This window comes from Croceivirga sp. JEA036 (assembly GCF_011882165.1).
In the GTDB taxonomy this organism is placed as follows: Bacteria; Bacteroidota; Bacteroidia; order Flavobacteriales; family Flavobacteriaceae; genus Croceivirga.
Window position 1 is genome coordinate 579,544 of sequence record NZ_JAATON010000001.1, and the last position, 20,899, is coordinate 600,442.

Here is a 20,899-nt window from a genome sequence, read left to right on the forward strand (position 1 = left end):
TTTTGCTAAATGATATCCGTAGTTATCCCATTATATAATAAAGCACATACTATTGTTAATACATTACATAGTGTATTAAAACAAACGTTTACTTCATTTGAGGTTATTATTGTAAATGATGGTAGTACTGATAATAGCGTTCAGGTAATACAGGAGTACTCTAATGATAAGCGCATTAGAATTATTAATCAAAATAATCAAGGTGTAAGTGTTGCTAGAAATAATGGGGTCGCTAAAGCCAAATATAAATTCATAGCATTTTTAGATGGTGATGATGAATGGTTACCACAATATTTGGAGAATATGGTATCTGCCATACAGCAGTTTCCAAATGCGGGTATGTATTGTTGTGCTGGTTTTATTAGGAATGGTAAAAAAACCGTAACTCGGCTGGCACAAAAGTACGCTGATAAAATAGTAGAAATAGATTTCTTTGAAAACCCACACGTGTTTTTGCACACTAGTGCGACCATAATATCTCGTGAAAAATTTTTCAAAACAACAGGATTTCCAAATGGCTTAAAAAGAAATGAAGATTTTGCTCTTTTTTTTCAGTTTGCAATGCTTTACAAAGTGATTTATGTAGGATTTCCTTTATCAATTTATGTAGGCGGAGTTGCGGGACAAGCTACAGAAACAAAAATGGATAAAGTTATGCTCCACGTAATAAGAAGATACCAAATTGTCCACTCTTGTTATAAATCTTTGGAAAAGAGAATAGAACCATACAAAATTTTTACAAGATATGAGCTTAGACATCAGTTCCTAAATTTTATTAATGGAAAAAAATATGATACTCTGGAGATTTTTATTAATGATTTACCAGAAGTACTTAATGACTTATTTACCACTTTGGAGCTTAAACTCATTTTAAATCGAAATTTTTCTAAGCTTGCTAAAATGTATATTCTTCTAACAAAAGTTAGATGGAGACTACGTGGTTATCCAATTGTAAATAATTGATAATTATAAATATTAGATTTGACTTTATTAAATAAGCTTAGAAATAAATTTTGGAATAAGCTTCAAAAATCATTGTCTAAAATTGATTTAGATCAGATTTTATATAAATCGTTTTGGTACTCAAAAGTTAATAAAATAGATACCAAAAATGTTATTCCAAATTACTTTACTGCTACCCCGAATATAGGTGCTGGTATAGGGCATCAAATGGCCAATTGGATTGCAGGTTACTGGTTCGCAGAACAATTTGGATTGCAATTTGCGCATACGCCTTTTTCTAATGAAAAGTGGGAACAGTTCTTAGGCTTTGGTCAACAGGAAGTAGCTGTTCAAGATTTGGTGAAAAGGGGATATAAGATAGTCAGAATTCCTTTGTTTGATGAAAACAATAAAAATGAAGTAGTACGGGCAAAAAAGATTTTTAAAGCCTTTAATGGGAAAAAAGTAATTTTTAAGGCAGAACAAGATCAATTTTATCAAGCACAATTCGGAGTGCTTAGTGCATTACAAACCAAATTTTATGCAAACCCAATAAGAAAGACAGAGGAGCTAAAATATGATGCTACCTATTACAATATAGCCATTCATGTACGGAGAGGAGACATTACCATAGGCCAATTAAATGGCAATTCTAATTTGGTGATGCGCTGGTTAGATAACGACTATTTTATCAATGCATTACAATCCGCACTTAGTTACATAAAAACAGATAAACCGGTTAAAGTCTATTTGTTTTCTCAAGGAGAAAAAGAGGATTTTGAAGAATTTAATAAAATAGAAAATCTGGTGTACTGCTTAGATATGGGAGCACAAGAAACATTCTTGCACATGGTTAGGGCAGATGCTTTAATTACGAGTAAAAGTTCTTTTTCTTATAAGCCAGCATTACTGAATAAAGGAACTAAATTTTGTCCAGCAAATTTTTGGCATGGCTATCCAAAAACTAAAGATTGGATTTTATTGGATGACAAGGGTTTTTTAAAAAATTAAAGAAGTGAAAAAAATTTATAAAGCATTTAGAGCTATACATAGAAATTTATTTCCAGATGCCCATAAAGACGGTCGCAACTGGAAACTGTTTTCACATAAGGCCTATGCCAATGGTTTAATTAAAAATTATTTAGAACAAGACCAACCCTTTATGGCTGCACGTTTTGGTTCTACAGAATTGGCAACCTTAATCAATTATATAGGCACCAAACAAAACAACCGTAGTATTAAAAAATTTGTAACCGGTAAAAGTTTAAAATGGTGGTGGGATCCTGCTATCCTAAACCAAATACAACAATGGAGCGGTTTTTTTCCGCCTACCCAAGATAAGGTAGAGGCTTTTTGCGAGTTGATGCTTAAAGACATTGAAGAGTTAGATGTACTTGGGTCATGGTTACAAGAGGAAAGGCATATGGAGAGTGGTTTAAAGGGGGTACAACAAGTGGTGTTAGAAGATTTGGAACCCTTTTTTACCCCTAATCCTTGGACCCATGCATTAGCTGGTAAAAAAGTGTTGGTGGTACATCCGTTTACAGAAACCATAGAAAAACAATACCAAAAAAAGGACTTGATTTTTCCAGATGGGTTGTTGCCAGATTTTGAATTGAAAACCGTAAAAGCGGTACAGAGTGTGGCTGGTGCAGAAACCGCTTATGAGGACTGGTTTGAGGCCTTAGAGGCTATGAAACAACAAATAGATGCTACAGATTATGAGGTTGCTATTATTGGTTGTGGGGCTTATGGTTTTCCCTTGGCAGCCCATGTAAAGCGCAGTGGTAAAAAGGCTATTCATTTAGCTGGTGCTACCCAGTTGTTATTTGGCATTAAAGGCAAACGTTGGGAAAATTACATTGTTTGGCCGTATATGAACTTGTTCAATGAGCATTGGGTACGCCCAGGAGAAAATGAAAAACCCAAAAATGCCCAAATCGTAGAAGGGGCGTGTTATTGGTAAAAAATGAAGTTGATTAAATTATTTATTTCGCTCTTTAATAAGCTTTATTTAAAGCTTAGCTTAGGTAGAAGTGTACAGGTAAGTGGACTTTTTTGGTTAGTTAGGGTTAAGAAGGATACAAATAATTTCCTCAAAATAAATAGCGAGGAAGCTTCCAAATCATTAGTCAACATTGTAGGCGAAGCTAACGAATTAACGGTACATGCCAAGACATTTACCAATTCATCCATATCTATTAAGGGAACGGGGAACATAGTTAGGATTGAAGAAGGTGTAGAATTGCGGCAAGTAACTATAATACTTAGAGGAACTAATTGTACAATAACGATAGGTAAGAATACCACATTTGGAGGGGCTAGATTGATAAATGTGGGTAAAGAAAATCACCTTACAATAGGCAAAGAATGTATGTTTTCTGACCATATAGAAGTTTGGGCAAGTGATACACATACCATATTTGACTTAAACGGAAACCAAATAAACAAAGAAGCATCCGTTACGATTGGTAATAAGGTTTGGGTAGGCAGCAGAGCAATGATACTAAAAGGTGTTACAATAGAAAATGGCGCAGTTATTGGTATGGGAGCATTGGTTACAAAAAATGTACCTACACATTCCATAAGTGTTGGTTTTCCAAATAAGGTCGTTAAATCAGGAATTACTTGGAGTAACTCATACGATTACTAAGCGTAACGATTAACAGATAAAAAATGCGTGTACTTCACATTTTTAACGAAATAAAATACTCTGGAGCCGAGATTATGTATGCGAATGCTGCATCACTATTTCAAGAAAGAGGGGTGGAAATGTTGGCATTGAATACTAGTAAGAACTTAGGAGAATATGCTGAAAAATTCAAGATTAATAACATTGAAATTTTTCATAAACATCTGGACATTAATGAAATTAACCCTCTTGTAATTTATCGATACTATTCAAGAATTATTAAATTTCTTTTGGATAATCAAATTGATTTAATACATATTCACAGGTCTAAACATTTCTTACTGTTTGCTGCAGCAGGGCATAAGGTTGGCATAAGAACAATTAGAACAGTCCATAATAATTTTAAGCACAGAAAATTAACTTACCCTAAGGGTGTTATTGAACGATTTGTGGCAAAATCAAAATACAAATTGGTATTTCAATCTATAGGAGAAAGTGTTTATCTGAATGAATTGAATTATTATAAAAATAGAACAATAAAAATCAATAACTGGTACGATAGTTCGAGATTTTTTCCACCAGAGAACAATGATGAGAAAAGGAATAAAAGGCAGCAATTAAATATAAAGGAAGATTCTTTTGTCGTTGTGTCAACAGGTGGTTGTAGTCATGTCAAAAATCATTTTGACATAATAAAAGCATTGAACTTATTGAAGGATAAAGGTAATTTTACATACTTACATCTGGGGGAAGGAATTACATGTGCTGATGAAGTCGCTTTAGCAAGAGAGCTAAACGTTTTAGATAATATTAAGTTTTTAGGAAACCGTAGTAATGTTAGAGATTATTTAATAGCTGCTGATGTGTATTTGATGCCTTCGCGTTTTGAGGGCTTAGCTATAGCTGCAATTGAAGCAATGGCAGTGGGCTTACCTTCGGTTTTATATGATGTTCCAGGTTTGAAGGATTTAATACAAAATAATAATAATGGTTTCTTAATTAAACAGGATGTCAATGAACTTGTCAAAGCTGTATTAGAATTAAAAAACAATACCCAACTGAATACCAAAATGTCAGCTAGTGCTATTGCACATGTTATTGAAAATTATTCTATGATTAAGGGAGTTGATTCTATTATGAATTTATATGAGGGGCAATTGAAAAAGAACTTAGTTTAAAAATTAAGATTATTTTTTTGGGAAATAGACAGAATCAAATAATATTGTTTTTGCTTTTTTGCATTGGATTACAAACTATTAATCCTTATGCTAAAATAACTCTGGGTTTTACCGCTATGTGGTGGCTTGTAGATGGATTAGTTATATATGCTTTTCTTGTAAAAAGTAAAAATTCAACCATTTTTAATAAGCAAAATTATGCCCTTATTTTTCTTTACTTAATTTGGAATATATTTTGTGTTATCAGAGGATTTTTAGTGGCAGAAGATTATTGGGAATGGAAGAATCTTTTTAATACGAGTTTTGTATTACTCTTACCCTTAAGTGTTTATGTGAGTAATGACAGGATTTTAATGCAAAAAATCTTTACTATTTTTATTAAATTTTTATTGCCCTTATTCTTCCTATTTTCTTTAATCATATCAAAAGGAGCTTACGGAAGATATTTAATTCCAGTCAGTATTTTATTATTGTTTGTTCCATTATTAAATAACAAATGGAGAGTTTTTATTTTATTATTTTCCATCCTAGCCGTATTCTCAAGTCTTGCCGCACGAAGTAACGTTATTAAATTTACAATACCCTTTATTCTAGGGTTATTATATTATGCAAGGCCATTAATAAATGGTAATACCTTAAAATATACTAGAGTTTTATTATTAATAGCACCTATAATATTCTTCTATTTGGGAGTATCGAACAAATTCAATATCTTCAAAATTAGTGATTACATTAAAGGGGATTATGTCACTGCTAATGATGCAGAGGGCAAGGAAGAAGATTTAAAAGCGGATACTCGGACAGCTTTGTATCAAGAAGTTTTATTATCCGCCATTGTTAACGATTATGTTATTCTTGGGAGGACCCCAGCCAGAGGTAATGATTCCAAATTATTTGGAAAAAAAATTGAAGCTATAACCGGTTCAGGAAAGGAGGAGCGATTTATTAACGAAGTCTCTATTCTCAATGTGTTTACTTGGACGGGTTTGGTTGGGGTAATATTATATTTTCTAATATTTATCAAAGCTACTTATCTAGCCTTATATAAATCTAAAAGTTGGTTTATGAAAATTATAGGAGTTTACCTAAGCTTCAGGTGGGCATATGCCTGGGTGGAAGATTTTAGTAAATTTGATTTCTCTTATGTTTTTCTTTGGTTATTTATTGGGGTTGCATACTCTTCGTCATTCAGAACCATGACAGATTTGGAGATGAAGTACTGGGTTAGAGGAATTTTTGATATCCGTTACAGGAAAGCAACCTTAAAAAAAGTAAAAATCATTAAACAGTATATATGAATGTTGCTGTGTTACTTACCTGTTTTAATAGGGTAGCCAAAACCTTAGCCTGTTTAGATAATTTATTTGGCCACATCCCCGAAGAATTGAATTTAGAAGTTTTTTTGGTGGATGATGGCAGTACGGATGGTACAGGAGAAGCAGTTCGTAGTAATTTTCCAGAGGTGCACGTAATCCAAGGTACGGGAAGCTTGTATTGGAACCGTGGCATGCATTTAGCATGGCAAACTGCGGCAGCTCATAAATCTTTTGATATATATTTACTACTGAATGACGACACTTTCTTATACGAAAAAGCGTTAGATGAATTGTTAGAGATTTCTAAATCTTTAGACCATAAAGCAGTAATCTGTGGTGCTTTTTGTGGTGTGGATTCCAAAGAATTTACATACGGGGGTAGGGATGCCAAAGGCAATCCCGTTGTTCCAAACGGAAACATACAAAAATGTGTAAGCCTTAACGGTAACTGTCTTTGGATCCCCAAATATGTTTATAATGCTGTCGGTAATCTAGACCCAATATTCCCCCATGCCATAGGGGATTTTGACTACGGACAAAGAGCCTTAAAAAAGAATATAACCTTAGTGACGACTAAAACATTTATCGGCACTTGTGAGAGCAATCCTAGATTGCCAGCATGGTGTTACAGCGATGTTCCTTTTAAAAAAAGAATAAGGTCTTTGTATTCTCCTCTAGGGAATAGTCATCCAAAATACTATTTCATCTATATAAAAAGACACTTTGGCGTATTAATGGCAATAAAACAATTTTTATCCATACACTTAAGACTCCTAATACCATCTTTATGGAAAATAAAGTAGCATCCATTTTTCAAATTGACCATCCTGCCGTCAAGGAAGTGTATCAGTTAAGTGAAAACTATCTTATTAGCTACCATAAAGAGGAACAAGTAGACCCCAATTTATGTGTAGTATATTTTAGCAGTAATGAGTTGTATTACCCAAATACCTTTAAAGCGTTTGAGAATAGTATTTTAATTAAAAATAAGTTTGAATGGCAGCGTAATTATTTAAGAAAAGGGAGTAAACACATCTTTTTAAGAGACGTACAAAAGCAATGGTATATTGAAGGTATTAGTGGAACCTTAAATAGTCCAGAAAAGCTACTTAGCTTTTTAAAAAAAGAGACTAATAATTACACTACTTTCTTTATTGGGAGTTCTGCTGGTGGCTTTGCGGCTTTGCATTATGGGAGTTTGTTAGGAGCTCAACGTATATATGCTTTTAACGCACAATTAGATTTGAATTTAATCATTGCAAATTCCAACGCTTCAACCGATCCTTTACTATTTAGGTACCAGAATACGGCTAGGTCCGAGTATTTTAAAATAGATAAGGTGTTAAATGATAATTCAGAAATCTTTTACTTTCAATCGAGTAAATCTACCTTCGATATGAATCAATATCAAGCATTACAATATAAAGATAAAATGGTAAGAGTGCCGTTCAAAACTGCTAACCATGGATTTCCTTTTTTACGTCATAATTTAAGCCGTGTTCTTGCTATGAATACCGATGAATTAAAGCAGTTGGCTACGCAGCATTACCATCCTTTTATGTTTTCTGTTCATTTAGACGGATGGGTAAGTACAATTTCTGTGGTTGCCAGAACGGTATACAAACGATTTTTAAAAAAATGGGAAGAAAAAAAAGCGTCTTTCTAAAGTATATTCGGTAGTTATGAGCCCAAAAAATATCTTATTATCTGCATATAGTTGTGACCCTTCTAAAGGGTCGGAGCCTGGAAACGGTTTCAATTGGGCTAAGCATTTAAGCATGAGTGGGCATAAGGTATTTTGTATTACCACGAGCAAAGGAAAGAAAGCTATAGAACAGCAACTATCAGAATTAACCAATTTAAGTTTCATTTATATTGATTTGCCATTTGGTGCCGATAAGATGTATTATTGGTCCAAGATTGGGATGTATGGGCATTATTTATTATGGCAGTGGTTGGCCTATAAAAAGGCAAATAAAATAGTTAAAGATTATGCTATAGATTTAGCACATCATATTACATGGGGCAGTATTCAACAAGGGTCGTTTTTATATAAATTATCCATACCCTTAGTTTTCGGACCAGCGGGCGGAGGACAACATGCATCAGATGCATTTAAATCTTATTTTGGTGGTAGTTGGGATATAGAGGTAAAAAGGAAATATATCAGTGATTTATTTTTAAAATACAATCCAGCCTGTAGAAAGATGATTAAAAATGCTGCTTACTTGTTAGTCTCCAATAGAGAGACAGAAGAGTTGGTGCAAAAATTAGGTGCAAAAAAAACGTCTTTAGTTTTGGATGCAGCATTGCCAGAAGCATACTTTGAGGACGCGCTTGCCACAAAACCTCTTACAAAAGAATTTAAACTTTTATGGGTAGGGAGATTAATGCCTAGAAAAGGTTTACCATTGGTTTTGGAAGCGATGCATCATTTAAAGCATTATAAGCACATCAAACTTACTATTGTTGGGCATGGAGAACTAGAAGGGCATATTAAAAAATTAATAAACAACTTAGAACTTAAAGACACGGTTGAATTTGTAGGTAAAGTTGCATTTGATTTAGTTAAGGATTATTACAGAAGTCACCACGCATTTATCTTTACTTCTTTGCGGGATTCTGGAGGGGTTCAATTAATGGAAGCTATGGGCTATGGATTACCGGTAATCACCTTGGATATACATGGTCAAGGCTTAATGGTAGAAAAAGACAGAGGTATTAAGATTCCTTTGGGCACCCCAGAGGAAACGGTTCTAGCCTTAAGTAAAGCAGTAGTGCAATTAGAACAAAATAGTGAATTGCTAAGCAAATTAAGTGCTAATGCCAAGCAATTTGCGGCAACACAAACCTTAGAGCATAAAATTAATTACGTTAACAATAAAATATATCCCCTAATTATTGAAAACTGAATTATATGGTAAAGGAACAATAGTAGGAATTAAAACCAAACCAAATTGAATAGTTTAAAATTTAGGAGACAATTTTTACTCTGCCCGAATGGCATTGATCAATTGAATAGTTGGCAACGAAAAGTATTAAACCATCAAAATTTATATGTACACCCAGATTGCTCTCTACATACAGCAATAAAAGGAGAGGTTACGGTTGTAGTGCTTGGGCATATAATTCACCCAGGGAACAAGAGTTTTAATGAACAGCATATAGCTGAAATTATAGCTGAGAATAGCTCCATAGAATTTATTACTAAAACACTTTATCCGCTTTGTGGTAGGTTTGTACTGTTAGTGGCAACGCCAGAAGAAATATTATTTTTTAATGATGCCTGTGGTTTAAAATCGTTTTTCTATACCCAACAAAATGAAGCGTTTTACGCGGCATCGCAACCCTTACTTTTAAAGCTAGCTGTTGGGGAAGAGGTGATAAATAAAGGAGAACGCTATCAATCGTATTTCAATTCGGAATATGTTAAAGGAAGCAAAGAACATTGGTTTCCAAGCGGTACTAGTTTGTATTCTGGAGTATACCATTTAGTGCCCAATCATTACCTATCTACCAAAACCTTACAACAAGTACGCTATTGGCCTACAACAGATTGGACTCCTTTTGATTATCAAGAAGGCAAAACAAAAGTGGCTAGTTTGCTCAAGAAGACCTTAGAATCTGGTGCTAAAAAATATAAATTGGGCTTAGGGCTTACTAGTGGTTATGATAGTAGAATATTATTGAGCGCCTCCAAAGGCGTAAGTGACCTAATGCAATACTATACCTTCCAATACCGTGCAATGGATGAGAAAAGTAATGATATAAAAATTCCAAAACAAATTGCTTCAAAGATTGGTGTTGCATATTCACTGTATGATTGCAGGGTACCTACACCTGAAGATTTTGAAAAGTTATATCTAGAAAATTCAGACATGGCGCATTTGGAAGACTGGGGTCATATTGCTTATGGTATATCTCAAAATGTACAAGCAAACATCATGTCGGTCAAAGGCAGTTGTTCTGAAACAGGGCGTTGTTTTTTCTATAAAAATGGGAAGCATCCAAAACTAAAATCGTACCAAGATATCGTTGATATTAATCCCAAATGGAATGCCATTCCTTTTATTAAAGCACAATTAAAAAAATGGTATCAAGAAGTAGCGCAAACGAAGAATAATAAAGGATTTCCAATATTAGATTTATTTCATTGGGAAGTGAGCACAGGCAGTTGGCAAAGCCAAAGCCAACTAGAATGGGATTTGGTGTACGATACCTTTACCCCATTTAATAACAGAGAATTATTGGAAATAATGTTGCGTATTGATACAAAGTACCGCAGTAAGCCGGATTATCCCTTGTATAGAGATGTAATGCAACAATTATGGCCAGAAGTATTGACTGAGCCTATTAATCCCGCTACCACAAAACGAAAAGTAATTGATTTTACAAAACGTATTTTGGTACGCTTAGGGAAAGAAAAATACAATAAATAACATGGCACCTATTCTCTTATTTACTTACAAACGCCTAGAAGCATTGCAGGCAACAGTTAAAGCGCTACAACAAAATACAGGAGCGTCAGAAAGTGAATTGTATATTTTTTCTGATGGACCCAAGAAGGAAAAGGACCAACAGCAAATAGCAGCTATTAGAGCGTATTTACAGACTATTACTGGATTTAAAACCGTAATCATTACGGAAGCACCCAGCAACAAAGGTTTGGCTAGTAGTATTATAGATGGAGTTAGCCATGTGTTAAAAGAGCATGAAACGGTTATCGTCTTGGAAGACGATTTATTAACTACGCCTAATTTTTTAGACTACATGAATCAGGCCTTAGTACGTTACAAGGAAGCTGCTGAAGTTTTTTCTATATCGGGTTATTCTTTCAACTTAAAAAAAGAAGTGAATGATCCTAATCTGTGTTATTTCTTAAATAGAGGCTGGTCTTGGGGCTGGGCCACATGGAAAGACCGTTGGCAAGCAGTAGATTGGGAGGTACAAGACTATGAAACTTTTAAAAAAGATAAAAAAGCGCGTAAGGCCTTTGCAAAAGGAGGTTCGGATTTAAATGCCATGTTAGATAAGCAGATGACAGGCCAACTAGACTCTTGGGCTATACGCTGGTTTTATCATCAATTTAAGCATCAGGGTTTAACCTTATATCCCTTGGGTTCTAAAATTTATAACGACGGTTTTGATGCAGACGCTACCCATACCACAGGTTCGGGAAAACGATACCTTCCTTTTTTAGATCAAGAACATGGTTCTACCTTTAATTTTCCCAAAGAAATTAGTATTACTGCACCTTACCAACAACGATTTCAAGATAAAATGGGAATTAAAGCACGAATTAAATCGAAAATAGAAACCCTCTTAGGAATCCGATAAAATGATAAAAAAGCTAGTTAAAAAAGCTCGCTTTTGGTATTTAACGCGTATTAAGTGGCGTAGATACCAATTTGGCCCCAATTTTTATGCAGGGCTTAGGGTATCCTTATGGGCCAAAGACACGCTTACCATTGGTCGTAATTTTTACATAGGCAGGGATTCCCAAATAGAAACCGATTGCGTAATCGGTGATAATGTCATATTTGGGAATTGTGTGGCCATTGTTGGTAAGTATGATCATCATTTTCAGCAGATTGGCTATCCCATTCGGCTTGCTTCAAGAATACGAGATGATCATTATGATTGGAAGGGTAAAGGACAACTTACGAGGATTGAGGATGACGTATGGGTAGGTTATGGCAGTATTATCATGAGTGGGGTAACTCTTGCCAAAGGGTGCATTATTGCGGCAGGAGCTGTGGTCACTAGAGATACAGAGCCTTATAGCATCTATGGTGGAAATCCAGCTAAAAAAATTGCAAATCGCTTCAACTCCCTTCAGGATTTACAAACCCATGAACAAAAAGAAAAGGAACTACAGCATTTATTTAATGCTTATACTGGAATCCAAGGACTAGCCATTAAAAAAGAGACTCATGGAACACATTAATACAACTGAGGTTTTAGGCTTTAAGGTATATGATGCCTCGTTAAATGACATATTACCAATTCGTAAATTAGTCATCAACACGGTTAATCAATATTCTTACTGTGTAGCACAAAAAGACCCTGTTTTTCATAAAGCATTAACAGCATCCGATGTGTTGTTGCCTGATGGGGTTGGCATTACCTTAGCAGCACGTTTGCACCAAGGTAGGATAGTACAAAAAATTGCTGGGGCAGATTTGCATGCCTTTGCCTTAAAACACTTGCAAAAAAATGCGGGCAGCTGTTTTTATTTGGGGGCTTCGCCAGAGACCTTGCAAAAGATTACAGCCAAAGTGGCTAAAGAATATCCTAGGGTAAAAGTAGGGAGCTATTCTCCGCCCTATAAGCCTCAATTTAGTGAGGCAGAAAGCCAAGCCATGATTAATGCCGTAAATGCCTTTGAGCCTGATGTGTTATTTATTGGGATGACAGCGCCGAAACAAGAAAAATGGAGTTATGAATTTAAAGACCAATTACAGGCGGGTTATATCTGCGCCATAGGTGCGGTTTTTGACTTTTACGCCGGCACGGTTTCCCGTCCGGGAAAAGTATGGCAGCAATTGGGCTTGGAATGGTTAGGCAGGTTGCTAAAAGAGCCCAAGCGCATGTTTCATCGCTACATTACCAATGGGTTGGTGTTTGCTACTTATTTGGTAGGTAGAAAACCCAAAGTCATTTCCTAAATTACACCAACGGCAATCGATAGAAATAATACAAAACAATAATGGCTATACATTGGTATAGCAAAGTATACCTAAAAACCCGAACACTTTGAAAGAAGAATACAGATATTTACCCATCGCGGAAGAAGAAAATGAATTGAATATAAGAACCTTACTCATGCCCTTTCTGCGGAAATGGTATTGGTTTATATTTTCCATCCTAGCATTTGTTGCCTTGGGAGTAACCTATTTAAAATTTGCACCCAAAAGTTATCAGTCAGTTGCTAGTATCATTGTTCAAGATGAGGATAAACAGGGGAGCAGTGGTTCAACAGAGCTGCTAGATTTGGGAGCTTTGGGCGGTATTAAAACCAATAGCATTGCCAATGAAATTGGTCTTTTAAAATCCAAGCGTTTAATGTATAATACTGTAAAAGCATTAAAATTAAACGTGAAATATCTAGAAGATGCGAACCTTTTTGAAAATGAACTTTACGATAAATCACCTTTGTTCGTAGAAATTTTAAAATTAGACGAGAAAAAGTTGAATATAGCTGTTCAACAAGGTAAACATCGATATAGAATATACCCTAAAAGCGAGAGTATTTACAATTTGCAGACGGAAGTAACGGAAGAACAGAGGGAATTTACTACGGGAGAATCTATAACATTGGATTTTGTGACTTTTGTTGTACAAGAAAATCCTGAGATTGATTTCGCTGCCTTGGATTTAGAAAGTATTCTTGTACAATTTACTCCACTAAGAGCACAAGCACAAAACTATAGCAGGAAGTTACAGGTTGAGTTGGTGGAAGATAATTCTACTTTAATTGAACTACGATTAAACGATGGCGTATTTCAAAAGTCCCAAGATATTCTAAATCAACTCATTTATGAATACAACCAAGAGGCGATAGAAGACAAAAATTTAATTGCCAAAAACACCGCCAGTTTTATAGATGAACGTTTACGCATTATCAATCAAGAATTGGATTCTGTAGAAACAGGGAAAGAGCAATTTAAAGAGCAAAACCGCTTGACAGATATTGGGGCAGAATCCAATATGTTAATCCAAAATGTTAGTGAATACAATAGGGAACGCCAAAAACTAGAAAACCAGCTAGAGCTCACCAACAGTTTGTTAAGTTATGTAGACAATAACAATACTAATTTGTTCCCATCTAATTTAGGTTTGGAAGATGTTTCTACCAACTCTCTTATAGAAGAATACAATCAACTAGTTCTTAAACGCGAAAAATTGCTGGTAGGGTCTACAGAAAATAATCCAGTGGTAGTCAATTTAACCAACCAGATTAACCAATTGAAGGGAAGTTTGCGTTCTAGTTTAAAAAGTACGCAAGGAAGTTTGTTTATTTCTGCCGACAATTTGCGGAAAAAATCGGGGGCGTTGGGTTTTCAAATGGCACAAATTCCCGGGCAAGAACGCCAAGTACGGGGTATTGAACGCCAACAAGGAATCAAAGAATCTTTATACTTGTATTTGCTACAAAAAAGAGAAGAAAACACCCTGTCCTTGAAAGTTACGGCACCCAAGGCCAAAGTAGTGGATGAGGCTTACAGCGTGGGCGGGGGCACATCGCCTAGCCCAAAAGTGGTTTTAGGCGGGGCATTGGCCTTAGGGGTATTGTTGCCCTTTTTAGTAATACGTGGAGGGCAATTGTTAAATGACAAAATTATGACCCGTACGGATGTAGAGAGAACCTTGCATGATACGTCTATTTTGGGTGAGTTACCCAAATTGGACCGTAAACAACCGGAATTTATTGTGGTGAATGACCGTAGTATTTTATCGGAAACCTTTCGGATATTAGTGGCCAATTTGCAGTACACCTTAAAAAACGTAACCCATCAACAAGCTAAAACCATAGGGGTGACCTCGACCATTAAAGGGGAAGGAAAAACCTTTGTGTCCGTCAATACCGCAGTTACCCTTGCTCTAAGTGGTAAAAAAGTGTTGTTAATAGGTTGCGATTTGAGAAATTCCCAATTACACCGTTACGAAAAAGCCTTTAAAAATCGTAAAGGCTTAAGCGATTATTTAATGCGCTCTGAAGCTAAATCCGTAGAGGATTTCATCTATACAGCTACACAATTGGCTAGTTTAGACATACTGCCCGCAGGGACCATACCACCCAACCCTGCTGAATTGTTTCAACAAGAGAAAATGGCGCAATTATTCCATAAACTACAGCAGCAGTATGACTATATAGTATTAGATACCCCACCCGCAATGTTGTTGGCCGATACCTTTTTACTAAATACCTACATTGATGTAAGTTTGTATGTATTGCGTTCTGGAGTCACCAAAAAAACCTCTTTACAGTTTATTAAAGAATTGGAAGACAAAGGTAGACTGCCCAACATAAAATTGGTGATTAACGATTTAAAATTGGGGAATTTAGGCTATGGAAATAAATATGGCTATGCTTATGGCAGCAAATAAGTAGGCTAATATAAATTAAAAAAGGCGCTACATACCGTAGCGCCTTTTTTAATTTATATTAGGGTACCTAGTGTTAATAAAAAAAATAGGATTCCATCTCTAACCATAGTCCGCCAGCAACAGAGGTTCCTAAATTACCTGAATCGCCCTGGTGATGACCATCCTTGAATGAATCTTTGGTTGGATATCCTTTTGAAGTATCGTATAAATACCAATCGGATAATTCCGAATCCTTATAATATAGGTTTGCAATAGCCTGATTTATGGAATAATCCCGCTCATTAACACCTTCCATATTCAAAGCACCACCTTTATAATAGCGCAAATCATTCCATCCACCGTAATCAGAACTTCGATAATATTTAGATTGTCCTATTATAAAAGTTTTTAAACTTTTAGGTGTCACGCCATCGGTTGTAGATCCTCCTGGGTATGGTTCCTCTGTAAAATTAGTAGAACCTTTTATTATACCCTCTGTTGTTGAAAAATCATAAAGTCTATCTTCAGGAAAATTCCCCTTCAAAGCGTCCGTATGTGCCATTCGAACCAAAGCAGATAATGTACTCATTGAATACCAAACACCCAACGCGCTTATATTATAAACATTTTCATTTCGCATCAATTCCCAAAAAGTTCCATCAGGCCATACACCAAATCGAATAGCATTTTTAAAATATTCCCTACATAATTTTTCCGCTTCTAAATTTTTATTAACTATTGCCCAGGAATGCAAATAGGCAATACTCTCCACAATTCGGTTATTGAAAAGATTTTGTCCTTTACTAATCTCATATCCTTCAATTATTTCCCCATTTTTATTTTCCAAAGGAAAAGGTGTGGATGTAGCTGTCTTCTGGAATAATCCTTCGGAAGAAAGTCGGGATGGACCTGTATATACCCAATCTTCTCCTAAATAATTATCAAATTTAGTTGTGTAGTTAATTATTAAATTTGCATAATCAGAAAACCAATTTTCGATGACTTCCAATTCTTCAGTATTGTATTTATCTTGAATATCTTTAATTAAATAATAACTGTTTTTGGTTTTTTCCATTTCAGATGATTGAACCCATAAACTATATTCGAAATCAAAATTAGGCTTTGAATTCCAAAATGAAGTATTGAAAGCATTTTCGGAAACAGTACTTAGTATTTCTTTAATAATATGATTAGCTAAATTTACTTCTTCCATTGCCCACGCATATACTGCACTATGATGCATATATTGTCTATTTGGAGGCATATAATGAAATTCTCCGAAAACGGGTCTATAACCATCCGGAGCTTGCAAAAAGGTACTTACATTTTCTTTAATCGTTACAAAATCATTGGTAAATCCAGGACCTGTAACATATTCCTGTTCTATTCTACGTTTAATTTCCGCTTTCGCTGCTTCTGTAAAGAGGTAATGGTAGGGTTTTTCTTCCTCAGTTGTTTCTTCAGCTATTTCCTCAATAGGTTCTACTTCTAAAACTTTTTCGTTTTCTTCTATAACCATGGCATCAAATTCCTGCTCGTTAGAACAAGACACACTTAGGGCTACTACGCTTAGAACGAGGCTTACAATCAAATTAAAATGTTTCACTTGTTAGGAGGTGTTAAGTTACTATCTTTTTCTTGTAAATTCTTGGGGAACCAAATGCGCTAACAATTTTTGCTTTTGCGCTACGGATATAGAACGTAAAGATATACGGCTAAAGTCTATTTACGGTTGTTTCAGTGTTACTTTTACGTACCTAAAAAAATATTTAGAGTTTTTTTGTCAATTTTTCAACAACATCGATAAGGCGCACTATACTTTTGATAAAACTGTACCATTTTCTACCTTTTTTTAAATTAAAAAATCGTACTCAATGGCTTAAAATGTGCATTTCATCGAAAATATTAATACACTCAACGGTAAATTATACGATTTCAGCCAAGGAAAGAAGGAGAAAAAGAGTTAGTAGTTAATAGTTAATAGTAAAAAGTACTAAGTAAAAAGTATGGAGTACAAAGTGATATTCAAAATTTGCATCACGTCATTTCGATAGTTGTAGCGTCGCTACGACTGAGAAATCTCTTGAGGAGTAAAAAGTTAGTAGTTAGAAGTTAATAGTAAAAAGTACGGAGTATGAAGTACAACGCCTTATCAAATCCGTGCTCCCTGTCATTTCGATAGGAGTAGCGTCGCTACGACTGAGAAATCTCTTTAGGAGTAAAAAGTTAGTAGTTAATAGTTAATAGTAAAAAGTATGGAGTACAGAGTATTAAGTACTATCTAATTCGTGCTCCACGTCATTTCGATAGGAGTAGCGTCGCTACGACTGAGAAATCTCTTGAGGAGTAAAAAGTTAGTAGTTAGAAGTTAATAGTAAGAAGTACGGAGTATGAAGTACAACGCCTTATCAAATCCGTGCTCCACGTCATTTCGATAGGAGTAGCGTAGCTACGACTGAGAAATCTCTTGAGGAGTAAAAAGTTAGTAGTTAGTAGTAAATAGTAAAAAGTAGCAAGTACTAAGTAAAAAGTATGAAGTACAGCGTACTAAGATTTACCGGTCATGCTGAACTTGTTTCAGCATCTTCCTCACATCAAACGTAATCTAGTTAAAAAGAAAATACAGCTGCTCCCTTAAGTTAGGGGAGCTGTCCGCAGGACTGAGGGGTCTGTTTTTGAGTTAAGAGTTAGTAGTTAAGAGTTAATAGTAAAAAGTAAGGAGTACGGAGTATTAAGCCTTATCAAATTCGTGCTCCACGTCATTTCGATAGTTGTAGCGCCGCTACGACTGAGAAATCTATTAAAGAGTATAAAGTATGGAGTACAGAGTATTAAGTGCTATCAAATCCGTGCTCCACGTCATTTCGATAGGAGTAGCGTCGCTACGACTGAGAAATCTCTTGAGGAGTTAAAAGTTAAAAGTTAGTAGTTAATAGTTAATAGTAAAAAGTATGGAGTACAGAGTATTAAGTCTTATCAAATCCGTGCTCCCTGTCATTTCGATAGGAGTAGCGTAGTTACGACTGAGAAATCTATTAAAGAGTAATAAGTATGAAGTACAGAGTATTAAGCCTTATCAAATCCGTGCTCCACGTCATTTCGATAGTTGTAGCGTCGCTACGACTGAGAAATCTCTTGAGGAGTAAAAAGTTAGTAGTTAGAAGTTAATAGTAAAAAGTATGGAGTACAGAGTATTAAGCCTTATCAAATCCGTGCTCCACGTCATTTCGATAGGAGTAGCGTTGCTACGACTGAGAAATCTATTAAAGAGTAATAAGTATGAAGTACAGCGTACTATGATTTACCGTCATACTAAACTTGATTCAGCATCTCATTCTTTAGTAAAAAGTAGTACGTATTACGTATTAAGATTAGTCGTAATACAGAACTCGTTTAAATTGCTGCTGTTTTGAAAATAGATATAAATTCTTTTCTTCTACGAACAACGAACAACGAACAACGAACAACGAACAACAAACTACTATGCCAGAACCCTTTTTAACGTATACTTGTCTAAACGTTCGCTTTCACGGAAAATGTGTTTGTCTATAACTACAGGGTCGTTAGAAATCCCTTGGAAAGCGGTAGTATATTCAAACTCCACAAAAAAGCTTTCGTACGCATATAAAACGTACACAATATTGTTGCGTTTTAGCTTGGCTAGGCAACAGCCTTGTATCATAAGACGAGCAATCTGATCGCATTCGTCTAACATCATAAAATCGTAAAGCGTCATATTTGGTGTAGTGCTTAATGAAGGACTAATATAATCGAAAATATTTCGTGTTCCTACGCAGTTTATCGAAATACCTACAAACTTTAACACTAGGTTAATCCAATTTTTATCGCCTTAAATCACTAAAAACGCAGTATTTATTTGAATTTCAGAAAATTATAAAAAAGTGTCTTTGCTACTTGCCAATACAGAAATTAGAGAAAATATTCCCCAACAATTCGTCATTCGTGACTTGTCCGGTAATTTCGCCCAGATGAAAAAGCACTTGCCGTATGTCTATCGCAATTAAATCGCTTGGCAATTCCGCATCCATTCCTTCTTTTACTTTGGTTACTTCTTCCATCGCCTTAATTAGAGAATCGTAATGCCTACTGTTGGTTACAATTTGGTTGCCAGCGCCCAATTCGCCCTTCACTGTCATGGCTAATAATTCCTCTTTCAAGGCTTCTATACCGGCTCCTGTTTTGGCAGAAAGTAAAAGTAGCGGTTGGTAGGTTGCTGTAAGTTTTTTTTTGGTTTCATCGCTTAGACTTTCAGCTTTATTGGCTAATAACAGAATACGTTTGTGTGGAAACTTTTCTTTTAAGACTGCAATTTCTTGACTTTTGTCTTTCTGAGCATCAAACAAATACAACACCACCTGTGCTTTTTCTATCTTCTCAAACGCACGTTGTATGCCAATTTTTTCTACATGGTCTTCCGTTTCTCTTATCCCCGCCGTATCTATAAACCGAAAACTTACGCCCCCAATAGCTATTTGGTCTTCTACCGTATCTCTGGTAGTACCAGGAATGTCACTGACAATGGCGCGTTCCTCATTTAACAAGGCATTAAGTAGGGTAGATTTACCTACATTGGGTTCCCCAACAATAGCTACGGGAATCCCCTGTTTGAGTACATTGCCCAGTGCAAAGGAATCGATAAGCTGCTTTAACACTGCCGTAATTCTATTGAGTAAGTCTATAAACTGACTACGATCTGCAAATTCTACATCTTCTTCAGAAAAATCGAGCTCCAACTCAATCAACGAAGCAAAATTTAATAGCTCTTCTCGTAGTTCTTGAATTTGATTGCTAAAACCACCACGCATTTGTTGTATGGCAATATCATGGCTCGCCTGACTGTCACTCGCAATGAGGTCGGCCACAGCCTCGGCCTGACTCAAATCCATCTTTCCATTTAAAAAGGCACGCAAGGTAAATTCGCCTTCCGTAGCCATGCGGCAGCCTTTACCTAAAAACAATTGAATTATCTGTTGTTGAATATAAACCGAACCGTGGCAAGAAATTTCTACTACATTTTCTCCCGTATAGCTATTGGGGCCTTTAAATAAAGAAACCAAAACCTGGTCTAAGACCTTATCCCCATCTTTAATGTACCCCAAATGAATGGTGTGGCTTTTTTGGTCTAGTAGGTTTTTCTTGTGGATAGATTCAAACTGATGGTTCACCAAAGTAATAGCGTCTGGCCCAGATATACGTAAAACAGCAATGGCGCCCATACCTGCAGGGGTAGCCAATGCAATTATATTCTCATTGTAAAGCATGCTGCAAAAGTACAAATTAAGGCCGCGGCTGTAACATTTTAAAAGTTTTGTATACTGATATACTGTAATCATCAATCAATACAATCATGGAAGTACTACAATCACACGTAAAAAGAGAAGACAATACCTTATTAGCCATTACACATTTATCCCAACTATTACATTATGTAACCGGTTGTGGAGGCTTTATAGTGCCCTTAGTATTATGGTTAGCCACCCGTAATGATGTGGAGGGGATGAACGAGCATGGCAAATCTATCATCAATTTTCAATTGAGTCTTTTATTGTATATCGTGATAAGTATACCTGCGATATTGCTATTTGGTTTAGGCATATTATCCTTGATATTCTTAGGCATCGTTGGTTTTGTACTGCCTATTGTAAATGCAGTAAAGGCAGCCAATGGGGAAGCACCAAGTCAGTTCTTAACCATTCGCTTTATAAGTTAGTATATTTGTA

At 35.6% G+C, this 20,899-nt stretch carries 18 protein-coding genes; 15 read left to right on the forward strand and 3 right to left on the reverse strand.

Annotated features, from left to right (window positions below; translation table 11 throughout):
* The first annotated feature begins 9 nt into the window (after positions 1–9).
* The 14 genes from HCO57_RS02170 (at position 10) to HCO57_RS02235 (ending at position 15,179) form a co-directional block, all read left to right on the forward strand.
* Positions 10–963: a glycosyltransferase family 2 protein gene (locus tag HCO57_RS02170; RefSeq protein ID WP_167987644.1), complete on the forward strand. Its 954-nt coding sequence runs from the start codon at positions 10–12 to the stop codon at positions 961–963.
* Positions 964–1,035: 72 nt separating this feature from the next.
* Entirely contained in the window at positions 1,036–1,953 is a 918-nt protein-coding gene (locus tag HCO57_RS02175) for a hypothetical protein (protein WP_209065958.1), read from the forward strand.
* Positions 1,954–1,957: 4 nt separating this feature from the next.
* Positions 1,958–2,908, forward strand: a complete 951-nt coding sequence (locus tag HCO57_RS02180; protein WP_167987646.1) for a hypothetical protein — start codon at positions 1,958–1,960, stop codon at positions 2,906–2,908.
* Positions 2,909–2,911: 3 nt separating this feature from the next.
* Positions 2,912–3,595, forward strand: a complete 684-nt coding sequence (locus HCO57_RS02185) for an acyltransferase (RefSeq protein WP_167987647.1) — start codon at positions 2,912–2,914, stop codon at positions 3,593–3,595.
* 23 nt (positions 3,596–3,618) lie between these two features.
* Positions 3,619–4,752, forward strand: a complete 1,134-nt coding sequence (locus HCO57_RS02190) for a glycosyltransferase family 4 protein (protein ID WP_167987648.1) — start codon at positions 3,619–3,621, stop codon at positions 4,750–4,752.
* Positions 4,753–4,769: 17 nt separating this feature from the next.
* Positions 4,770–6,050 carry a hypothetical protein gene (locus HCO57_RS02195; protein WP_167987649.1) on the forward strand — a complete coding sequence of 427 codons (1,281 nt, stop codon included), beginning with the start codon at positions 4,770–4,772 and terminating at the stop codon, positions 6,048–6,050.
* Entirely contained in the window at positions 6,047–6,871 is an 825-nt protein-coding gene (locus HCO57_RS02200) for a glycosyltransferase family 2 protein (RefSeq protein ID WP_167987650.1), read from the forward strand. Before HCO57_RS02195 ends, HCO57_RS02200 begins: the two co-directional genes overlap by 4 nt.
* Positions 6,856–7,734: a hypothetical protein gene (locus HCO57_RS02205; protein WP_167987651.1), complete on the forward strand. Its 879-nt coding sequence runs from the start codon at positions 6,856–6,858 to the stop codon at positions 7,732–7,734. Before HCO57_RS02200 ends, HCO57_RS02205 begins: the two co-directional genes overlap by 16 nt.
* 16 nt (positions 7,735–7,750) lie before the next feature.
* Complete coding sequence (locus HCO57_RS02210) at positions 7,751–8,980, forward strand: glycosyltransferase family 4 protein (RefSeq protein ID WP_167987652.1); 1,230 nt, start codon at positions 7,751–7,753, stop codon at positions 8,978–8,980.
* A gap of 45 nt (positions 8,981–9,025) precedes the next feature.
* A complete protein-coding gene (locus HCO57_RS02215; protein WP_167987653.1) occupies positions 9,026–10,507 on the forward strand; it encodes a hypothetical protein in 1,482 nt (493 codons plus the stop codon).
* Between the two features lies 1 nt (position 10,508).
* Positions 10,509–11,405 carry a glycosyltransferase gene (locus HCO57_RS02220; RefSeq protein ID WP_167987654.1) on the forward strand — a complete coding sequence of 299 codons (897 nt, stop codon included), beginning with the start codon at positions 10,509–10,511 and terminating at the stop codon, positions 11,403–11,405.
* Between the two features lies 1 nt (position 11,406).
* Complete coding sequence (locus tag HCO57_RS02225; protein WP_167987655.1) at positions 11,407–12,015, forward strand: acyltransferase; 609 nt, start codon at positions 11,407–11,409, stop codon at positions 12,013–12,015.
* On the forward strand, positions 12,002–12,736 hold the full coding sequence (locus HCO57_RS02230) for a WecB/TagA/CpsF family glycosyltransferase (protein ID WP_167987656.1): 735 nt from the start codon (positions 12,002–12,004) through the stop codon (positions 12,734–12,736). Before HCO57_RS02225 ends, HCO57_RS02230 begins: the two co-directional genes overlap by 14 nt.
* 88 nt (positions 12,737–12,824) lie before the next feature.
* A complete protein-coding gene (locus HCO57_RS02235; RefSeq protein ID WP_167987657.1) occupies positions 12,825–15,179 on the forward strand; it encodes a GumC family protein in 2,355 nt (784 codons plus the stop codon).
* Between the two features lie 73 nt (positions 15,180–15,252).
* On the opposite strand, the gene HCO57_RS02240 is transcribed toward HCO57_RS02235, so the two are convergent.
* The 3 genes from HCO57_RS02240 to mnmE all read right to left on the reverse strand — a co-directional run bounded on the left by HCO57_RS02240 (position 15,253) and on the right by mnmE (position 20,440).
* Entirely contained in the window at positions 15,253–16,764 is a 1,512-nt protein-coding gene (locus tag HCO57_RS02240; protein ID WP_167987658.1) for a hypothetical protein, read from the reverse strand.
* A 1,875-nt stretch (positions 16,765–18,639) separates the two neighbouring features.
* On the reverse strand, positions 18,640–18,984 hold the full coding sequence (locus HCO57_RS02245; RefSeq protein WP_167987659.1) for a hypothetical protein: 345 nt from the start codon (positions 18,982–18,984) through the stop codon (positions 18,640–18,642).
* An 85-nt stretch (positions 18,985–19,069) separates the two neighbouring features.
* A complete protein-coding gene (gene mnmE, locus HCO57_RS02250; RefSeq protein WP_167987660.1) occupies positions 19,070–20,440 on the reverse strand; it encodes a tRNA uridine-5-carboxymethylaminomethyl(34) synthesis GTPase MnmE in 1,371 nt (456 codons plus the stop codon).
* 86 nt (positions 20,441–20,526) lie between these two features.
* Here mnmE and HCO57_RS02255 point away from each other — a divergent pair, with 86 nt between their 5' ends.
* The gene (locus tag HCO57_RS02255) at positions 20,527–20,889 is read left to right on the forward strand and encodes a DUF4870 domain-containing protein (protein WP_167987661.1); all 363 of its coding nucleotides are present in this window, start codon (positions 20,527–20,529) and stop codon (positions 20,887–20,889) included.
* Positions 20,890–20,899 lie beyond the last annotated feature (10 nt).